Origin of the sequence: Enterobacter sp. EC_64 (assembly GCF_019584165.1) — a bacterium.
GTDB lineage: Bacteria > Pseudomonadota > Gammaproteobacteria > Enterobacterales > Enterobacteriaceae > Enterobacter > Enterobacter roggenkampii.
On sequence record NZ_VDAS01000027.1, the window covers coordinates 1 to 16,445 of the forward strand.

Here is a 16,445-nt window from a genome sequence, read left to right on the forward strand (position 1 = left end):
CTGTCTCCTTTTACTTGTGGTGAGTAAGAAGAGATATTCCGGCATGGGCATTCTTCAGGCTATAGCCTTACAGGATCAATCACCACCTCCCCAGGAGGTGGTTTAGGGATGACAACAAAAAAGCCGGAGATTATCTCCGGCTTTTTTTTGCCCGGCGGCGCTACGCCTGCACGGGCCTACGGGTTTTGTAGGCCGGGTAAGGCGAAGCCGCCACCCGGCTAAACATCACGCCTTCGGGTGATGCACCCGGTGGGTCAGCCCGCGCAGGAAATTACGCAGAAACTGGTCGCCGCACTCGCGGTAGTTTTTATGATCCGGCGCGCGCATCATGGCGGTCACTTCCGGCACGGATACGCGGAATTTTTGCTCGGTCATGATCGCCACGATATCGTCCGTTTTCAGCGAGAACGCGATACGCAGCTTTTTCAGCACCGTGTTGTTGTTCACCCGACGCTCCAGCGCCAGCTCTGGCGCGGCAGGATCTTTGCCACGCTTATCGTAAATCAGGCCGTTCAGGAAGCCCGACAGAATGATATCAGGACAGCGGACAAACCCCTCTTCGTCTTCTTTGGTCATCCATGTGTCAAAACTCGCAGACGTGGATTCCATGTCGGACAGCGCAAGAATGCGCACCATGTCGTTATTGTTCGCTTTCAGGGTGTAGCGCAGGCTACGAAGAATATCGTTACTTAGCATAGAGCCTTCGAATGTCGATGATGCAATGGCGCGCAGTGTACCAGCTTTACAGCCCAATCGCCTCTTTCAAACTCTTCAGGTAGCGGCGGCTGACCGGGACGGTTTGCCCGGCGCGCAGCACCAGCTCGGCCTGGCCGTTATCTTCCAGGCGGATCTCCTTCAGATGCGCCATATTCACCAGGTACTGGCGGTGACAGCGAATCAGCGGCGTGCGGCTCTCCAGCGTGCGCAGGGTCAGCTCGGTAAACCCTTCGTTCCCTTCCGCGCTGGTAACAAATACCCCGCTCAGGCGGCTGCTGACAAAGGCAACATCATCCATCTGCAGAAGATAGATCCGGCTGTGCCCGGTGCAGGGGATAAACTTCAGCGGCTGCTGGTTCTCCGGCAGCAGCGTGACGTCCTGCACGGTACGCTCCTGGCGTAAACGGGTGAGCGTTTTATCCAGACGCTTCTCTTCAATCGGCTTGAGTAAATAATCAAACGCATGCTCCTCAAAGGCCTTAACGGCATATTCGTCGAACGCCGTCAGAAACACGATGTAGGGACGATGGTCCGGGTCAAGCATGCCGACCATCTCCAGCCCGCTGATGCGGGGCATCTGAATATCAAGGAACAGCACGTCCGGGCGCAGCTTGTGCACCGCGCCGATAGCCTCAATGGCGTTGGCGCACTCCCCCACAATCTCAATATCCGGCTGCTCCTGCAGCAGAACGCGCAGGTTTTCCCGTGCCAGCGGCTCGTCATCCACAATCAGCACTTTTAACATGCGTTTTCCTCCAGCGGCAGTCGTAGGGTAATACGGGTAAATCGGTCGGGCTCGCAGGCGACGGTAATGCCACAGTCATCGCCAAAATGGGCGCGCAGGCGTTTATCCACCAGGCTCATCCCTAATCCGCCGGAGGCGGAAGGCTGATAAAGCCCGGCATTATCTTCAATATCCAGCACCAGGTGATGGTTGAATCGGCTGGCGGCAATGGTTATCTCCCCCCTTCCCAGCAGCTGTGATGTACCGTGCTTAATGGCGTTTTCGACAATCGGCTGCAGGGTAAAGGCCGGAAGATGCTGATACGCCAGCTCGTCCGGCACGGAGAGCGACACCTGCAGACGCGACTGGAAACGCGCCTGCTCAATCTGCAGATAGGCATTCACGTGCTCAATCTCATCGGCGAGGGTCACGATCTCCGACGGCCGCTTCAGGTTCTTGCGGAAAAAGGTCGACAGAAACTGCACCAGCTGCGCGGCCTGATCGCTGTCGCGGCGGATCACCGCTTTAAGCGTATTGAGGGCGTTGAACAGGAAATGCGGATTGACCTGCGCATGTAGCAGCTTAATCTCCGACTGCGTCAGCAGGGCTTTCTGCCGCTCATACTGCCCGGCGAGGATTTGCGCGGACAGCAGCTGGGCGATCCCCTCCCCCAGCGTGCGGTTGATGGAGCTGAACAGACGGTTTTTCGCCTCATACAGCTTGATGGTGCCCATCACCCGCTGATTCTCGCCGCGCAGCGGAATCACGAGCGTGGAGCCCAGCTTGCACTGGGGATGCAGCGAACAGCGGTAAGGCACTTCGTTACCGTCGGCATACACCACCTCGCCGGTTTCGATGGCGCGCAGCGTATAGGCTGAGGAGATCGGCTTGCCCGGCAGATGGTGATCGTCGCCCGTACCGGTAAAGGCCAGCAGCTTTTCCCGATCGGTTATCGCCACCGCGCCGATATCCAGCTCCTTGTAGAGCACCTGGGCCACCTTCATGCTGTTCTCTTCGTTGAACCCCTGGCGCAGGATCCCTTCCGTCGAGGCGGCAACCTTCAGCGCCGTGGCGGAAAAGGCCGAGGTGTACTTCTCAAACATGGCGCGCTTGTCGAGCAGAATGCGCATAAACAGCGCCGCGCCCACGGTATTGGTCACCATCATCGGAGCGGCAATGCTGCTGACCAGGTGCAGCGCATCCTCAAACGGACGGGCAATCAGCAGAATGATCGCCATCTGCGCCATTTCGGCCACAAAGGTAATGGCTCCGGCGGTGAGCGGGCTGAAGACTTTATCCGGGCGACCGCGCTTGATCATATAGCTGTGCACCAGGCCGCCGAGGAGCCCTTCAACGATCGTAGAGATCATACAGCTCAGCGCCGTCATCCCGCCCATGGAATAGCGATGCAGCCCCCCGGTTAAACCGACAAGCCCCCCGACGACGGGACCGCCGAGCAGCCCGCCCATCACCGCGCCGATAGCGCGCGTATTGGCAATAGAGTCTTCGATATGAAGACCAAACCAGGTCCCCATAATGCAGAATATGGAAAATACGACGTAGCAGAGGAATTTGTGCGGCAGACGGACGGTGACCTGCATCAGCGGGATAAACAGGCGCGTTTTGCTCATCAGCCAGGCAATGACCAGAAACACGCACATCTGCTGAAGCAACAGCAGCACCAGGTTAAACTCGTACATACTCAAAACCGCACACGCTAAAAAACGCGTAACATACACGGATGCGGCTCAACTTTCTTTGAAGCATCCCAAAAAAGCGTAAAATCGTGCCCGTTATCACACCTTTTTCAGAATATCGCATACGCTTCGCATTCTTTGTGCAAAAAACAATCAATTCTTCCTGGTTCGGCAAAGTGGGTCTACAGTTAAGCTGGGGACGCGTAAGCCAGGGGGCGAATATGGCGCTTTACACGATCGGTGAAGTGGCACTCCTTTGTGATATCAATCCCGTTACCCTACGGGCGTGGCAGCGACGGTATGGATTACTCAAACCGCAGAGGACCGACGGTGGGCATCGCCTTTTTAATGATGACGATATCGACCGCATTCGTGAAATCAAAAGCTGGATCGACAACGGCGTGCAGGTTGGGAAAGTGAAGTCCCTGCTGAGCCACGACGACCCGGATACGCAACATCTCTGGCGCGAACAACAGGAAACCCTGCTGCGGCTCCTGCAGGCGGGCAACCTGCAGCGCCTGCGTGGATGGATAAAAGAGCAGGGTCGCGATTACCCGGCGCAGACGCTGATATCCCATCTTTTCATTCCGCTGAGGCGACGCCTGCAGTGCCAGCAGTCCACCCTACAGGCGCTGCTCAGCATGCTCGACGGCGTGCTGATCAACTACATTGCCGTCTGCCTTGCCTCAGCGAAGAACAAAGCCGGAAAAGATGCGCTGGTTGTCGGCTGGAACGTACACGATACCACCCGCCTGTGGCTGGAAGCGTGGATTGCCACCCAGAAGGGCTGGCGCGTGGATGTTCTGGCGCACTCGCTGGCGCAGCTCAGACCTGAGTTTTTCGACGGCCAGACCCTGCTGGTCTGGTGTGGCGAAGTGCCGTCCGCTTCGCAGCAACAGCTGCTGACGGAATGGCGTGAGAATGGTTACCCGGTCTATTCCCTTGGTCCGGATGAGCCATAACGGCATTTAATGGTTCATTAACAGCTGCGCTTCACCGTATAATTGTTCCGTTAACAACAGGAGCACATGATGAAGGCAACCAAACTGGCCATTATTACCCTTTTTGTCCTGATGGCCGTAAGCGGTATCGGCGGCGTGATGCTGGCAGGGTACTCGTTTATTGTTCGCGGCGGTGTCGGCTGAGGTACAGCGCCAGCCGCTCAAAAGCGCGATCGACGACGATTGCCGCCAGCGCAACCAGCAGCGCTCCCTGCACAATATACGCCGTATTAAACCCGCTTAAGCCGATAATGATCGGCGTGCCCAGCGTATTAGCGCCGACCGTCGACGCAATGGTCGCCGTCCCGATGTTAATGATGACCGACGTGCGGATCCCGGCAATGATAACCGGTGCCGCTAGCGGCAGTTCAACCTTGCGAAGCCGCTGACCGCGACTCATCCCCATCCCTTCCGCCACGCTCAGCACGGACGCAGGTACCGCCGCGAGGCCCGCCAGCGTGCCCTGCAGCACCGGCAATACGCCGTACAGAATCAGCGCAATGATGGCAGGCTGTTGGCCAAAGCCCATCACCGGCACCGCTATCGCCAGCACCGCCACCGGGGGAAACGTCTGTCCGATGGCCGCAATCGTCTCCACCAGCGGGCGAAACTCCCGGCCCGCGGGCCGCGTGACCGCGATGCCCGCCCCCACGCCCAGCACAACCGCGATGGCGCTTGAGAGCGCCACCAGCCAGAGATGCGCCAGGGCGAGATTAATGAAGCTCTCCTGTTGATACACCGGCCGCGGCAGCCCGGGAAAGAGACCGTTAAACAGCGCCGCGCTGTGGGGCATCAGAAACAGTAAGCCGACAAAGAGCGCTACCAGCCAGAGAAGCGGATCACGCAGTGCCTTCACGCGTCACCTCCCCGGCCAGCAGATCGCGAAAGTGTAAGGTGCCGCACGGCGCGCCCCGGGCATCCGAAACGGGCAATACTTCGCACTGGCGCGCGACAAACGCGGAGAGCGCATCCCGCAGGCTCATCTGCGCCTGCAGCGGTTCGCCGCTCACCGGCGCCGCCTCCCGACGCATATAGTCGCTCACCGTGCGCAGGGAGAGCAGCCTGACGCCCAACTCGCTGCGGCCAAAAAACTCGCGCACAAAGTCGTTCTTCGGCCAGGTTAACAGCTCAAGCGGCGAGCCCTGCTGCACCACTTCGCCATGATCCATCAGCACCAGATGGTCAGCCAGGCGCAGGGCTTCATCAATATCGTGCGTCACGAGCACGATCGTGCGTCCGAGAATGCGGTGAATGCGGGTCATCTCCGCCTGCAACGCGCCGCGCGTGACCGGATCCAGCGCGCCGAAGGGTTCATCCATCAGCAGCACCTGCGGGTTGGCCGCCAGCGCGCGCGCCACGCCCACGCGCTGCTGCTGCCCGCCGGAAAGCTGGTGCGGGTAGCGATCGCGCAGCGCGGGCTCTAGCCCCAGCAGAGCCATCAGCTCATCAACACGTTCGGCGATTTTCGTCCGCGACCATTTCTCCAGCTGCAGCACGGTGGCGATGTTCTGCGCCACCGTCCAGTGCGGAAACAGGCCGATGGACTGAATGGCATAGCCCATCCGACGGCGCAGCTCCAGCACCGGCAGGCTGCGGATCTCTTCCCCGGCAAAGCGGATCAGCCCGCTGTCATGCTCCACCAGCCGGTTGATCATCTTCAGGGTGGTGGATTTGCCCGACCCGGAGGTGCCAATCAGCACGGAAAACGCGCCCTCGGCAAAGTTCAGGTTCAGGTGGCTCGCCGCGGGGCGACCGGCAAAGGTTTTACTGACATCATGAAATTCAATCATTGGCTCTTCTCCCGAGCAGCGCGAGCCATAAGGCAAACAGTGCATCGACGACCACCGCCAGCGCAATCGTGGGCACTACGCCCAATAACACCAGATCCAGGGCACTGCTCAGCAGCCCCTGGAAGACCAGCGCGCCAAAGCCGCCCGCGCCAATCAGCGCCGCAATCACCGCCATGCCGACGGTCTGGACCGCCACCACCCTCAGGCTGCGCAACAGCAGGGGCAGCGCCAGCGGCAGCTGAATTTTCCAGAAACACTGCCGCGCGCTCATTCCCATCGCATGGGCGCTTTCCAGCACGTCAGGTGCGACCTGACCTAAGCCCGCGACCACGCCGCGTACCAGCGGCAGCAGGGCATACAGCACCAGCGCGATAAGCGCGGGCGTTAATCCCGTTCCGGCTATTCCCAGCATTCCCAGCGCCGGAAACGACTTCACCAGCCCGGCCAGCGGCGCAATCAGCAGGCCAAACAGCGCGACGGAAGGAATGGTCTGGATAACATTGAGCACGGTAAAAACCCCGCCCTGGCGTGAAGGATGGCGATAGCACCACATGCCAAGGGGGATCCCAACCAGAAGCGCCGGAAAGAGCGTACCGAAGAGGATCGTCAGGTGCTGCGCGAGGGCATCATCAAACACCTCCTGACGGTTGGCGTATTCTTTTAACAGCGAGAGGTTGTTCAGCTCACCGCTGAACAGCAGGAGTAAAGGAATACACCATATCTGCGCATTGAGCACCCATCGCCAGACGGCGCTGGGGATGAGTCGACGAATCGCATCGCTGCAGGCCAGCAGGCAGAGCGCCAGCCACAGCCACAGGCCGCTGCCGATAGTGGTTCTCGCCAGCGGACTTTCCGCCGAGGCCATATGCGTCGCCGCCAGCCCAGCGCTCCAGAACAGGAGAATAAACAGCCCTTCAGAGAGAAGCAGCGTCAGCCACTGGGCCAGGCGTCCCTGCCAGAGCGACAGGATCACCCACGCGCCCAGCGCCGCCGCCAGCCACCCCGGCGTAAACGACCAGACCTGCCAGAGCGCTTTGCCCTCCCCCGACATCAGGCGGTTTGGGGCAACGTTAACAAACGGTAACGCGACCGCCGCGATGGCTACGCAGGCCAGCAGCAGCAGGACGCGGTTATGACATTTTATTGGCACAGCCTTTTCCCGTTACTTCACAAGCCCTTGTTGTTTCAGGAAGTCGGCGGCCACTTTTTTGGCATCCAGCCCCTCGACGGCAATGCTGGCATTCAGCTGCTGCAGCGTTTTTTCATCCAGCTTTTCGAAGACCGGTTTGAGCCATTCTGCAATGTCCGGGTACGCTTTCAGCACCGCCTCACGCACCACCGGGGTCGGCGCGTAAATTGGCTGTACGCCTTTTGGATCGGTCAGGGTCTGCAGGCCAAGCGCCGCCACCGGGCCGTCGGTACCGTAGGCCATGGCCGCGTTAACGCCGGAAGTTTGCTGTGCCGCCGCTTTGATGGTCACCGCGGTATCCCCACCCGCCAGCGAGAGCAGCTGAGCCTGGTCGAGCTTGAAGTCGTAGGCTTTTTCAAACGCGGGCAGCGCGTCAGGACGCTCGATGAACTCCGCCGACGCCGCAAGCTTAAAGTCGCCCTTCTCTTTCAGGTAGCGGCTGAGATCCGCCAGGGTAGTCAGCTTCCCTTTCTCTGCCACGTCCTTGCGCACGGCGATAGTCCAGGTATTGTTGGCCGGCGCCGGGGTCAGCCAGACCAGTTTGTTCTGTTCCGCGTCGAGTTTTTTGACTTTCTCATACCCGGCTTTGGCGTTTTTCCATGCCGGATCGTTTTCATCTTTGAAGAAGAATGCGCCGTTGCCGGTGTATTCCGGGTAGATATCCAGCTCGCCGGAGGTAATCGCGCCGCGCACGACGGGCGTGGTGCCGAGCTGGACTTTATTGACCGTTTTCACGCCGTGGCTTTCCAGCACCTGCAAGATGATATTGCCGAGCAGCGCGCCTTCGGTATCGATCTTCGAACCCACTTTTACCGGCTCCGCCGCCTGTAACGGCAGGCTCAGCGCCGCCAGTAACACCGCAGATCCCAACATCCCCTTTGCAATCGTCATTCCGCTATCCTCATTTTTTTGCTGCCTTTTTCAGAGGCTTGAGAGAAAAGCGTAGCTTAAAACGGCGGAATTAACCGTCAAAATGCCTTTTTAGCATAAGGTAAGACGCCTCCCCCGCAGGACGGGGGGAGGCAAAGGAGGGAAAGGTTACAGCAGCTCGAACTCGCCTTTATTCACGCGGGCGGAGTCCACGCCGATAAAGACGTTAAATTTGCCCGGTTCCGCATCGTATTTCATCTGCTGGTTCCAGAACTTCAGCGCATCCACGTCGATCGGGAAGCTGATGGTTTTGGTTTCCCCCGGCTTCAGGTTGACCTTCTCAAAGCCGCGCAGCTGTTTCACCGGACGGCTCATCGACGCGGTGACATCCTGAACGTACATCTGAATCACCGTTGCCCCTTCGCGCTTGCCGGTGTTGGTCACCTCAACGCTGGCGGTGACCTTGCCGTCACGCTTCAGGGTCGGCGCCGACATTTTCACGTCGGAGACCTTGAAGGTGGTGTAGCTCAGGCCGTAACCAAACGGATAGAGCGGGCCGTTAGCTTCGTCAAAGTAGCGAGAGGTGTACTTGTTCGGCTTGTCGGCGTTATACGGGCGACCGGTGTTCAGGTGGCTGTAGTACACCGGGATCTGCCCGACGGAGCGCGGGAAGGACATCGGCAGCTTGCCCGACGGGTTGTAATCGCCAAACAGCACGTCGGCGATGGCGTTACCGCCTTCGGTACCGGCGAACCAGGTTTCCAGGATGGCGTCAGCCTGCTGGTTCTCTTTCACCAGCGCCAGCGGACGACCGTTCATCAGCACCAGCACCAGCGGCTTGCCGGTGGCTTTCAGGGCGGCAATCAGAGCGCGCTGGCTCTGTGGAATGGTGATATCGGTACGGCTGGAGGCTTCGTGCGCCATACCCTGCGCCTCACCCACGACCGCGACAACGACGTCAGACTGCTTCGCGGCTTTCACCGCTTCGTCAATCATCTCCTTCGGCGTGCGCGGATCGACCTTCACCGCTTCCTCGTACTGGTTGAGGAAGGTCACGATGTCTTTATCGTTGGTGACGTTCGCCCCTTTGGCGTAAATCACTTTGGCGTTTTCACCGACGGCACTCTTGATACCGGTCAGCACGGTCACGGACTGGTCAGCCACGCCCGCGGCAGACCAGCTGCCCATGACGTCGCGCTTGCTGTCGGCCAGCGGACCCACCACGGCAATGGTGCCGGATTTTTTCAGCGGCAGCGTGTCGAGGCGGTTCTTCAGCAGCACCAGGCTTTCGCGCGCGACGTCACGCGCCTCTTTGCGGTGCAGGCGGCTTTCAGCGTTGGTATCTGCCGGGTCGGAGTCTTTCGGACCCAGGTGGCTGTACGGATCGTTAAACAGCCCCATGTCGTATTTCACGTTCAGCACGTGACGGGTGGCATCGTCCAGCTCCGCCATCGTCACCTTGCCGCTCTTCACCAGCCCCGGCAGGTATTTGCTGTAATACTCGTCGCTCATGCTCATGTTGATGCCGGACTTGAGCGCGACGCGCACCGCGTCTTCCGGATCGGAGGCGGTACCGTGTTTGATCAGCTCTTTAATCGCGCCGTGGTCGGAAACGGTGATGCCCTTAAAGCCCCACTGGTCGCGCAGCACGTCTTTCAGCAGCCAGGAATCAGAGGTTGCAGGCGTGCCGTTCAGCGAGTTCAGCGCCACCATCACCGCGCCGCTGCCCGCATCCAGCCCTGCCTTGTACGGCGGCATGTAGTCGTTGAACAGGCGCTGCGGGCTCATGTCGACGGTGTTGTATTCTTTACCGCCCTCCACCGCGCCGTAGGCCGCAAAGTGTTTGACGCTGGTCATCACCGAGTAGCGGTCCGCGGGACTTTTGCCCTGCATCGCTTCCACCATGGTTTTACCCATCGTGGAGGTTAAATACGTATCTTCACCAAAGCCTTCCGAGCCGCGGCCCCAGCGCGGATCGCGCGAAACGTCCACCATGGGCGCCCAGGTCATGTTCAGGCCGTCGTCCGCCGCTTCATAAGCCGACACGCGCCCGACGGTTTTCACCGCGTCGAGGTTAAAGGAAGACGCTAAGCCGAGGCTGATGGGAAAGACGGTTCGCTGGCCGTGCACCACGTCATAGGCAAAGAACAGGGGAATTTTCAGGCGGCTGAGATCCATCACCTGGTCCTGCATCTTGCGGATGTCCTGGCGGGTGACGGTATTAAAGATGGCCCCTACCTGCCCGTCTTTGATCATCTCGCGGATGGCCTCTTTCGGGTTATCCGGGCCGACGCTGATCAGACGCAGCTGGCCGATTTTCTCATCGACCGTCATTTTCTTGAGCAATTCCGTGACAAACGCGTCCCGCGCTTCAGGCGTGAGCGGGTGATTGCCAAACAAATCCTCTGCCAGCGCAGGTTGCAGCGCCAGGCTGACGGCGACACCTACAGAACATAGCCATTTCATGTCGTTTTACTCTCTCATCAATAACCGCCGGACGATCTCGGCCATACCGTGCGAAAAGCGCAGTGTGCCACAAACCCTCCGATCGTTGCAGGGTTATTCTCTGATTTTTCTCGTGAATACTCGACCGCTTAACAGTTAATCGCGCTATGCTTTACAGCGAGAAATTTGCCCCACCACAAGGAGTGGAAGATGTCTTCTGTTCGAACTGACGATAACAAAACCTTTATTAACGAACTGTCGCGCCTGGTTGGCTCCTCTCACCTGCTTACCGACCCGGCTAAAACCGCCCGCTACCGCAAGGGCTTCCGCTCCGGTCAGGGCGAGGCGCTGGCGGTGGTTTTCCCCGGCACGCTGCTGGAGCTGTGGCGCGTCCTGAGCGCCTGCGTCGCCGCCGACAAGATTATTTTAATGCAGGCGGCCAACACCGGCCTGACCGAAGGCTCCACGCCGAACGGCAACGATTACGATCGTGACATCGTGATTATCAGCACCCTGCGCCTCGACAAGCTGCACCTGTTGGATAAAGGCGAGCAGGTGCTCGCGTTCCCCGGCACCACGCTTTACTCCCTCGAAAAAGCGCTTAAGCCGCTGGGCCGCGAACCACACTCGGTGATCGGCTCCTCCTGCATTGGCGCCTCGGTGGTCGGTGGGATCTGCAATAACTCTGGTGGCTCGCTGGTGCAGCGCGGTCCCGCCTATACCGAGATGTCCCTGTTTGCCCGTATTGACGAAAACGGCAAGCTGACGCTGGTGAACCACCTGGGAATCGATCTCGGCGTCACGCCAGAACAGATCCTCAGCAAGCTCGACGACGATCGCGTGAAGGACGAAGACGTTCAGCACGACGGTCGCCATGCGCACGATCATGACTACGTGACCCGCGTGCGGGATATCAACGCCGATACGCCGGCGCGCTATAACGCCGACCCGGATCGCCTGTTTGAATCCTCCGGCTGCGCGGGCAAGCTGGCCGTTTTTGCGGTGCGTCTCGACACCTTCCCGGCAGAGAAAAAGCAGCAGGTATTCTACATCGGCACCAACCAGCCTGAGGTTCTGACGGAGATCCGCCGTCATATTCTGGGCGAATTCACCCACCTGCCGGTGGCGGGCGAATACATGCACCGGGACATTTACGACATCGCCGAGCGCTACGGCAAAGACACGTTCCTGATGATCGACAAGCTCGGCACCGACAAAATGCCGTTCTTCTTCACCATGAAGGGCCGTACCGACGCGATGCTGGAGAAAGTGTCGCTGTTCAAACCCCACTTCACCGACCGCTTTATGCAGAAGCTGGGCAACGTTTTCCCGGCGCATCTGCCGGAGAGGATGAAAACCTGGCGCGACAGGTACGAACATCACCTGCTGCTGAAAATGGCCGGAGACGGGATCGCCGAAGCGCAGGCCTGGCTGACCGAATTCTTTAAAACCGCCGAAGGGGATTTCTTTGCCTGTACGCCTGAAGAGGGCAGCAAAGCCTTCCTGCACCGCTTTGCCGCCGCAGGGGCCGCCATCCGATATCAGGCGGTACATTCCGAAGAGGTGGAAGATATTCTGGCGCTCGATATCGCCCTGCGGCGTAACGACACCGAGTGGTTTGAACACCTGCCGCCGGAAATCGACAGCAAGCTGGTGCACAAGCTCTATTACGGCCACTTTATGTGCTATGTCTTCCATCAGGATTACATCGTCAAGAAAGGGGTCGATGCACACGAACTGAAGGAGCAGATGCTCGCCCTTCTGCGTGAACGCGGCGCACAATATCCTGCGGAACACAACGTCGGACATCTTTATAAAGCCCCTGACGCACTTAAGCAGTTTTATCGCGCGAATGACCCTACAAACAGCATGAATCCCGGCATCGGTAAAACAACGCGGAAGAAATACTGGAAAGAGAGCGCAGACGCGGAGCGGCACATAACGCAAACGTCTGATTAATTCCTACAGCCAAATTTGAGAGATTGTTAAGCGCTCCTTAATCGTAATAGAGTAACCGCTTATCGCCGGAGAAACGTTTCTCCGGCCTTCGATAACGAGGAGCAGGCACATCATGTCGGCTATTGATGTTTTATCCGAGACCGAGCTGGAAGTGCGCGACGCCCGTCCCGATGATGTGCATGCCATTGCCGCGATCTATGCCTGGCATGTGCTTCACGGGCGCGCGTCATTTGAAGAAGTCCCCCCGACTATTGACGAAATGCGTCATCGCATGAAAAGCGTGGCGGAGAACGGTTTACCGTGGCTTATCGCGCTGTATCGCGGCATTGTGGTGGGCTACTGCTATGCCACCCCTTACCGACCGCGACACGCCTACCGCTATACCCTGGAAGAGTCGATTTACGTGGATGCCAGCATCACCGGGCGCGGTTTTGGCACGGCACTGATGGATGCGCTGATCGCACGCTGCGAGCAAGGGCCGTGGCGGCAGATGATTGCCGTGGTAGGAGATGGCAATAACAATGCCGGCTCGTTACGTCTGCATAAAAAACATGGTTTCGTGATTGTCGGTCAGCTGCGCAGCGTAGGCTACAAGAAAGGCGACTGGCGGGATACGGTGATTATGCAGCGCCCGCTCAACGATGGTGACTGGACGCTGCCGGAATAAACGCAAAACGGTAACCTGGGTTACCGTTTTTAGTGTTTGTAGGCCGGGTAAGGCAAAGCGGCCACCCGGCGCTGACAGACGGCTCAGTCGTTCTGCGCCGTCGCCATCTGCTCCGCTTTTTGCTTTTTATACGTCAATGCCGCGGCCGGGACAGGCTGCACTTTTCCTGTTTCAATCCAGGTACGCAGGCGGCTCGCGTCGGCGAAGTGCGTATATTTGCCGAAGGCATCCATCACTACCAGCGCCACCGGCTTACCGTTAAATACGGTGCGCATCACCAGACAGTGTCCCGCCGCGTTGGTAAAGCCGGTTTTGGTTAGCTGAATATTCCAGTTATCCCGGTATACCAGATGGTTAGTATTGCGGAACGGCAGCGTATAGGCCGGGTTCGCAAAGGTCGCCATCTCTTCACGGGTGGTACTGAGCTGACCAATCAGCGGGTACTGTTTGCTGGCAATCAGCAGTTTCGTCAGATCGCGCGCCGTGGAGACGTTGTTGATCGACAGCCCCGTCGGTTCAACATAGTGCGTATTGTTCATCCCCAGCGCTTTGGCTTTCGCGTTCATCGCGCGGATAAACGCGTCGTAGCCGCCAGGATAGTGGTGCGCCAGGCTCGCCGCCGCGCGGTTTTCAGACGACATCAGCGCCAGCAGCAGCATATTTTTACGGCTGATCTCACTGTTCAGCCGCACGCGGGAGTAGATCCCTTTCATCTCCGGCGTGTGGCTAATATCCACTTTCAGTTTTTCGTCCAGCGGCAGATGGGCATCAAGCACCACCATCGCGGTCATTAATTTAGTAATTGAGGCGATCGGTCGCACCAGGTCCGGATGGCTGGCGTAAATCACCTTATTGGTGTTGAGATCGACAATCATCGCGCTGCCGGACGCAATTTGCGGCTGAGCAGCAGCGGTGGTCACCGCGGGCGTTTTGGCGACGGCCGGTACGACTGCGGACGCACCCAGCAACAGCGCCAGGCTAAGTAAAGAGACTCGGAATTTCAGCATGGTGAGACTTCTGATGATTATTCACGCACGTTATGACGTACACCGCCTGGGTTGTTGGATAAACACAGGCTGGCCTCGGCATCATAGCCGTCAGCGGGCGTTGTCGCCAGAGGATAATCGTGAACGGATGCTGCATTGCTGGCATTTACGCCAGCAATGCAGTGAACTCAGAAGAGACGGTATCCATAACCCCAAAGAATCACCGTCAGCGCCAGGAGCGCCTCCAGCACCAGCACCCCGATGGCGAGCGTTGAGCTCGAGAAGCTCAGCCCCTCTTCTTTATTGATATTCAGGAAGGTAGGAACCCCCAGATACAGCAGATAACCGGTGTAAAAGAGGGCAATGGTACCGATCAGCGCGCACAGCCAGACCAGTGGATAGAGCGCAACAATACCGCTTAAGAACAGCGGGGTCGCGACATACCCGGCAAAGACCATACAGTGCGCCAGCGATGGACGCTGCGGATAGTTACGCGCCATCCAGTGAATGACGCGCCCCATGACCGCCACCCCCGCCAGCATCAGGCCATAAAAGATGATGGCAAGATAGAGTCCCGTAAACCAGGAAAGCTGAACCACGGTGCCGTCACCGAAGTTCCAGCCGATTTGTGTCGTTCCGATAAAAGCGCATATTACCGGCACCGCGGCCATCAGCAGCACGTGGTGCGTGTAATGATGCGAGACCGTTTCGTTCTCACTTTTAATGACATGCATTTCACGATCGGGATGGGAGAAAAGTCCCCAGACATGGTTCATAGCGCCCCCTTGTTGTCGGCCCGTCAGCGATACCTTAAGTATAATGCAGGCTTTAGATTATTTTATGTACAGTGGGAAATTTCCGTTGATTTCCCCGCCGTTGATTCAAGGGGTATATGATTAAACGAGGCACGCAGAGGGAGAAAACCGTTACGTAATGGATATTAACGCACTCATTGAGCAATATGGCTATGCCGCGCTGGTCATCGGCAGCGTGGCAGAAGGTGAAACCATCACGCTGTTAGGGGGCGTCGCCGCGCATCAGGGGTTACTGAAGTTCCCGCTGGTTGTTGCCGCGGTCGCGCTGGGCGGGATGATAGGCGATCAGCTGCTCTACTTTCTGGGGCTGCGCTTTGGGCCCACGCTGCTCAAGCGTTTCGCAAAGCATCAGAAGAAAATCCGCCGCGCTCAGCGGCTCATTCAACGTCATCCCTACCTGTTCGTTATTGGCACGCGCTTTATGTATGGCTTTCGCATTATCGGGCCGATACTGATTGGCGCCAGCCATCTGCCGCCCAAAATTTTTCTGCCGCTCAATATTGTGGGCGCGATTGCCTGGGCGCTGATCTTTACGACGCTCGGCTATGTAGGGGGCGAAGTGATTGCGCCCTGGCTGCATAATCTCGACCAGCACCTGAAGCACTGGGCGTGGTTGATTCTGGTGGTTGTGGCGGTGATTGCGGTGCGACTGCGGCTGAAGCACCGTGAAAAGACGCGGGATGAGGAGTGAATGCGGCCTGATGCCCTCACACTAACCCTCTCCCACAGGGAGAGGGAACTAAAAATACCCTCTCTCACAGGGAGAGGGGAATCTATCCCTCCGGCTTAAACTGCGGGTTCGCCAGCATAAAGCCCCCGTCGACGATAAACGATTGCCCTGTTGTATAGCTGGCGTCGCTGTCACACAGCCACGCCACCAGGCTGGCAATCTCTTTCGTGTGGCCCGGCCTTGCCAGCGGGATTTCCGGCATGGAGCCTTCCTTCACTTCGCTGTCGTCCATGTCGTTCATCGGCGTGGCAATCGCACCCGGCGCGACGGCGTTCACCAGAATGTTGTGCTTCACCAGCTCCATCGCCATGGATTTGGTTAACCCGCCGAGCGCGTGTTTAGCCGCCGTGTAGGCACTCGCTTGCGGCAGAGGCGTGTGTTCATGCACCGAGGTGATGTTCACAATCCGTCCCCCTTCCCCCTGCTTCACCATCTGCCTTGCGGCTATCTGTGAACAGAGAAACGCACCGTCCACGTCGACGGTGAAAATATTCCGCCAGTCGTCAAACGGCATCTCGAGGAACGGCGCTTTGGTCATCGCCCCTGCATTATTGACCAGCACGTCCAGCCGGCCAAAGCGCGCAATCAGCGTCTCTATTGCCTCAGCGCCTTCCGGCAGCGTGCTTAGATCAAGATGGACAGCCTCCGCGCGCTGCCCCTGCGCTTCGACTTCACGGCAGGTTTCCAGCGCCCCTTTCTCATCCGAGTGCCAGGTGACGCCAATATCAAACCCGCGCTCTGCCAGCATCAGGGCCGTGGTTTTACCGATCCCGGAATCCGATGCGGTCACAATCGCTACTCTGGTCATACTCACCTCCTGAAAAACTGCAAAGAGGTAAGTATAGTTAATGACCT

The 16,445-nt window shown here is 58.4% G+C and carries 16 protein-coding genes; 5 read left to right on the forward strand and 11 right to left on the reverse strand.

Going from position 1 to position 16,445, the window contains the following annotated elements:
* Window positions 1-225 precede the first annotated feature (225 nt).
* From FHC52_RS18500 to FHC52_RS18510, 3 genes are read right to left on the reverse strand one after another with little or no spacing between them, the layout of a single operon-like run.
* Complete coding sequence (locus FHC52_RS18500) at window positions 226-696, reverse strand: DUF1456 family protein (RefSeq protein ID WP_008500891.1); 471 nt, start codon at window positions 694-696, stop codon at window positions 226-228.
* Between the two features lie 46 nt (window positions 697-742).
* Window positions 743-1,462: a two-component system response regulator BtsR gene (btsR, locus tag FHC52_RS18505; RefSeq protein ID WP_045418521.1), complete on the reverse strand. Its 720-nt coding sequence runs from the start codon at window positions 1,460-1,462 to the stop codon at window positions 743-745.
* On the reverse strand, window positions 1,456-3,141 hold the full coding sequence (locus FHC52_RS18510; protein ID WP_032622865.1) for a sensor histidine kinase: 1,686 nt from the start codon (window positions 3,139-3,141) through the stop codon (window positions 1,456-1,458). Before FHC52_RS18510 ends, btsR begins: the two co-directional genes overlap by 7 nt.
* Before the next feature lie 218 nt (window positions 3,142-3,359).
* On the opposite strand from FHC52_RS18510, the gene mlrA reads away from it, so the two are divergent.
* Window positions 3,360-4,100 (forward strand): HTH-type transcriptional regulator MlrA, encoded by a 741-nt coding sequence (gene mlrA, locus FHC52_RS18515; protein ID WP_008500894.1) that lies wholly within the window; start codon window positions 3,360-3,362, stop codon window positions 4,098-4,100.
* Window positions 4,101-4,169: 69 nt separating this feature from the next.
* Complete coding sequence (locus tag FHC52_RS18520; protein WP_008500895.1) at window positions 4,170-4,283, forward strand: protein YohO; 114 nt, start codon at window positions 4,170-4,172, stop codon at window positions 4,281-4,283.
* On the opposite strand, the gene FHC52_RS18525 is transcribed toward FHC52_RS18520, so the two are convergent.
* From FHC52_RS18525 to bglX, 5 genes are all read right to left on the reverse strand, one after another.
* The gene (locus tag FHC52_RS18525; RefSeq protein WP_023344535.1) at window positions 4,258-4,995 is read right to left on the reverse strand and encodes an ABC transporter permease; all 738 of its coding nucleotides are present in this window, start codon (window positions 4,993-4,995) and stop codon (window positions 4,258-4,260) included. The genes FHC52_RS18520 and FHC52_RS18525 overlap by 26 nt on opposite strands.
* On the reverse strand, window positions 4,979-5,929 hold the full coding sequence (locus FHC52_RS18530; protein WP_008500897.1) for an ABC transporter ATP-binding protein: 951 nt from the start codon (window positions 5,927-5,929) through the stop codon (window positions 4,979-4,981). Before FHC52_RS18530 ends, FHC52_RS18525 begins: the two co-directional genes overlap by 17 nt.
* On the reverse strand, window positions 5,922-7,079 hold the full coding sequence (locus FHC52_RS18535) for an ABC transporter permease (protein WP_023293823.1): 1,158 nt from the start codon (window positions 7,077-7,079) through the stop codon (window positions 5,922-5,924). The genes FHC52_RS18530 and FHC52_RS18535 overlap by 8 nt, the downstream gene beginning before the upstream one ends.
* A gap of 12 nt (window positions 7,080-7,091) precedes the next feature.
* A complete protein-coding gene (locus FHC52_RS18540; protein ID WP_021241490.1) occupies window positions 7,092-8,009 on the reverse strand; it encodes an ABC transporter substrate-binding protein in 918 nt (305 codons plus the stop codon).
* A gap of 147 nt (window positions 8,010-8,156) precedes the next feature.
* On the reverse strand, window positions 8,157-10,454 hold the full coding sequence (bglX, locus tag FHC52_RS18545) for a beta-glucosidase BglX (RefSeq protein WP_220420193.1): 2,298 nt from the start codon (window positions 10,452-10,454) through the stop codon (window positions 8,157-8,159).
* Window positions 10,455-10,643: 189 nt separating this feature from the next.
* Here bglX and dld point away from each other — a divergent pair, with 189 nt between their 5' ends.
* Entirely contained in the window at window positions 10,644-12,392 is a 1,749-nt protein-coding gene (gene dld / locus FHC52_RS18550; RefSeq protein ID WP_032663196.1) for a D-lactate dehydrogenase, read from the forward strand.
* 112 nt (window positions 12,393-12,504) lie between these two features.
* Entirely contained in the window at window positions 12,505-13,059 is a 555-nt protein-coding gene (locus FHC52_RS18555) for a GNAT family N-acetyltransferase (protein WP_008500902.1), read from the forward strand.
* 83 nt (window positions 13,060-13,142) lie between these two features.
* On the opposite strand, the gene pbpG is transcribed toward FHC52_RS18555, so the two are convergent.
* Both pbpG and FHC52_RS18565 read right to left on the reverse strand, forming a co-directional pair.
* Window positions 13,143-14,066, reverse strand: coding sequence for a D-alanyl-D-alanine endopeptidase (pbpG, locus tag FHC52_RS18560; protein ID WP_023293820.1), 924 nt, complete (start codon window positions 14,064-14,066; stop codon window positions 13,143-13,145).
* A 167-nt stretch (window positions 14,067-14,233) separates the two neighbouring features.
* Window positions 14,234-14,821, reverse strand: a complete 588-nt coding sequence (locus FHC52_RS18565; RefSeq protein WP_008500904.1) for a Yip1 family protein — start codon at window positions 14,819-14,821, stop codon at window positions 14,234-14,236.
* 157 nt (window positions 14,822-14,978) lie between these two features.
* On the opposite strand from FHC52_RS18565, the gene FHC52_RS18570 reads away from it, so the two are divergent.
* The gene (locus tag FHC52_RS18570; RefSeq protein WP_126289517.1) at window positions 14,979-15,551 is read left to right on the forward strand and encodes a DedA family protein; all 573 of its coding nucleotides are present in this window, start codon (window positions 14,979-14,981) and stop codon (window positions 15,549-15,551) included.
* Window positions 15,552-15,633: 82 nt separating this feature from the next.
* On the opposite strand, the gene FHC52_RS18575 is transcribed toward FHC52_RS18570, so the two are convergent.
* Window positions 15,634-16,398, reverse strand: coding sequence for an SDR family oxidoreductase (locus tag FHC52_RS18575; RefSeq protein WP_008500906.1), 765 nt, complete (start codon window positions 16,396-16,398; stop codon window positions 15,634-15,636).
* Between the last annotated feature and the right edge of the window lie 47 nt (window positions 16,399-16,445).

Coding starts and splice junctions, on each gene's coding strand:
- FHC52_RS18500 (WP_008500891.1), bottom strand. CDS start 696: ATGCTAAGTAACGATATTCTTCGTAGCCTGCGCTACACCCTGAAAGCG.
- btsR (WP_045418521.1), bottom strand. CDS start 1,462: ATGTTAAAAGTGCTGATTGTGGATGACGAGCCGCTGGCACGGGAAAAC.
- FHC52_RS18510 (WP_032622865.1), bottom strand. CDS start 3,141: ATGTACGAGTTTAACCTGGTGCTGCTGTTGCTTCAGCAGATGTGCGTG.
- mlrA (WP_008500894.1), top strand. CDS start 3,360: ATGGCGCTTTACACGATCGGTGAAGTGGCACTCCTTTGTGATATCAAT.
- FHC52_RS18520 (WP_008500895.1), top strand. CDS start 4,170: ATGAAGGCAACCAAACTGGCCATTATTACCCTTTTTGTCCTGATGGCC.
- FHC52_RS18530 (WP_008500897.1), bottom strand. CDS start 5,929: ATGATTGAATTTCATGATGTCAGTAAAACCTTTGCCGGTCGCCCCGCG.
- FHC52_RS18540 (WP_021241490.1), bottom strand. CDS start 8,009: ATGACGATTGCAAAGGGGATGTTGGGATCTGCGGTGTTACTGGCGGCG.
- bglX (WP_220420193.1), bottom strand. CDS start 10,454: ATGAAATGGCTATGTTCTGTAGGTGTCGCCGTCAGCCTGGCGCTGCAA.
- dld (WP_032663196.1), top strand. CDS start 10,644: ATGTCTTCTGTTCGAACTGACGATAACAAAACCTTTATTAACGAACTG.
- FHC52_RS18555 (WP_008500902.1), top strand. CDS start 12,505: ATGTCGGCTATTGATGTTTTATCCGAGACCGAGCTGGAAGTGCGCGAC.
- pbpG (WP_023293820.1), bottom strand. CDS start 14,066: ATGCTGAAATTCCGAGTCTCTTTACTTAGCCTGGCGCTGTTGCTGGGT.
- FHC52_RS18565 (WP_008500904.1), bottom strand. CDS start 14,821: ATGAACCATGTCTGGGGACTTTTCTCCCATCCCGATCGTGAAATGCAT.
- FHC52_RS18570 (WP_126289517.1), top strand. CDS start 14,979: ATGGATATTAACGCACTCATTGAGCAATATGGCTATGCCGCGCTGGTC.
- FHC52_RS18575 (WP_008500906.1), bottom strand. CDS start 16,398: ATGACCAGAGTAGCGATTGTGACCGCATCGGATTCCGGGATCGGTAAA.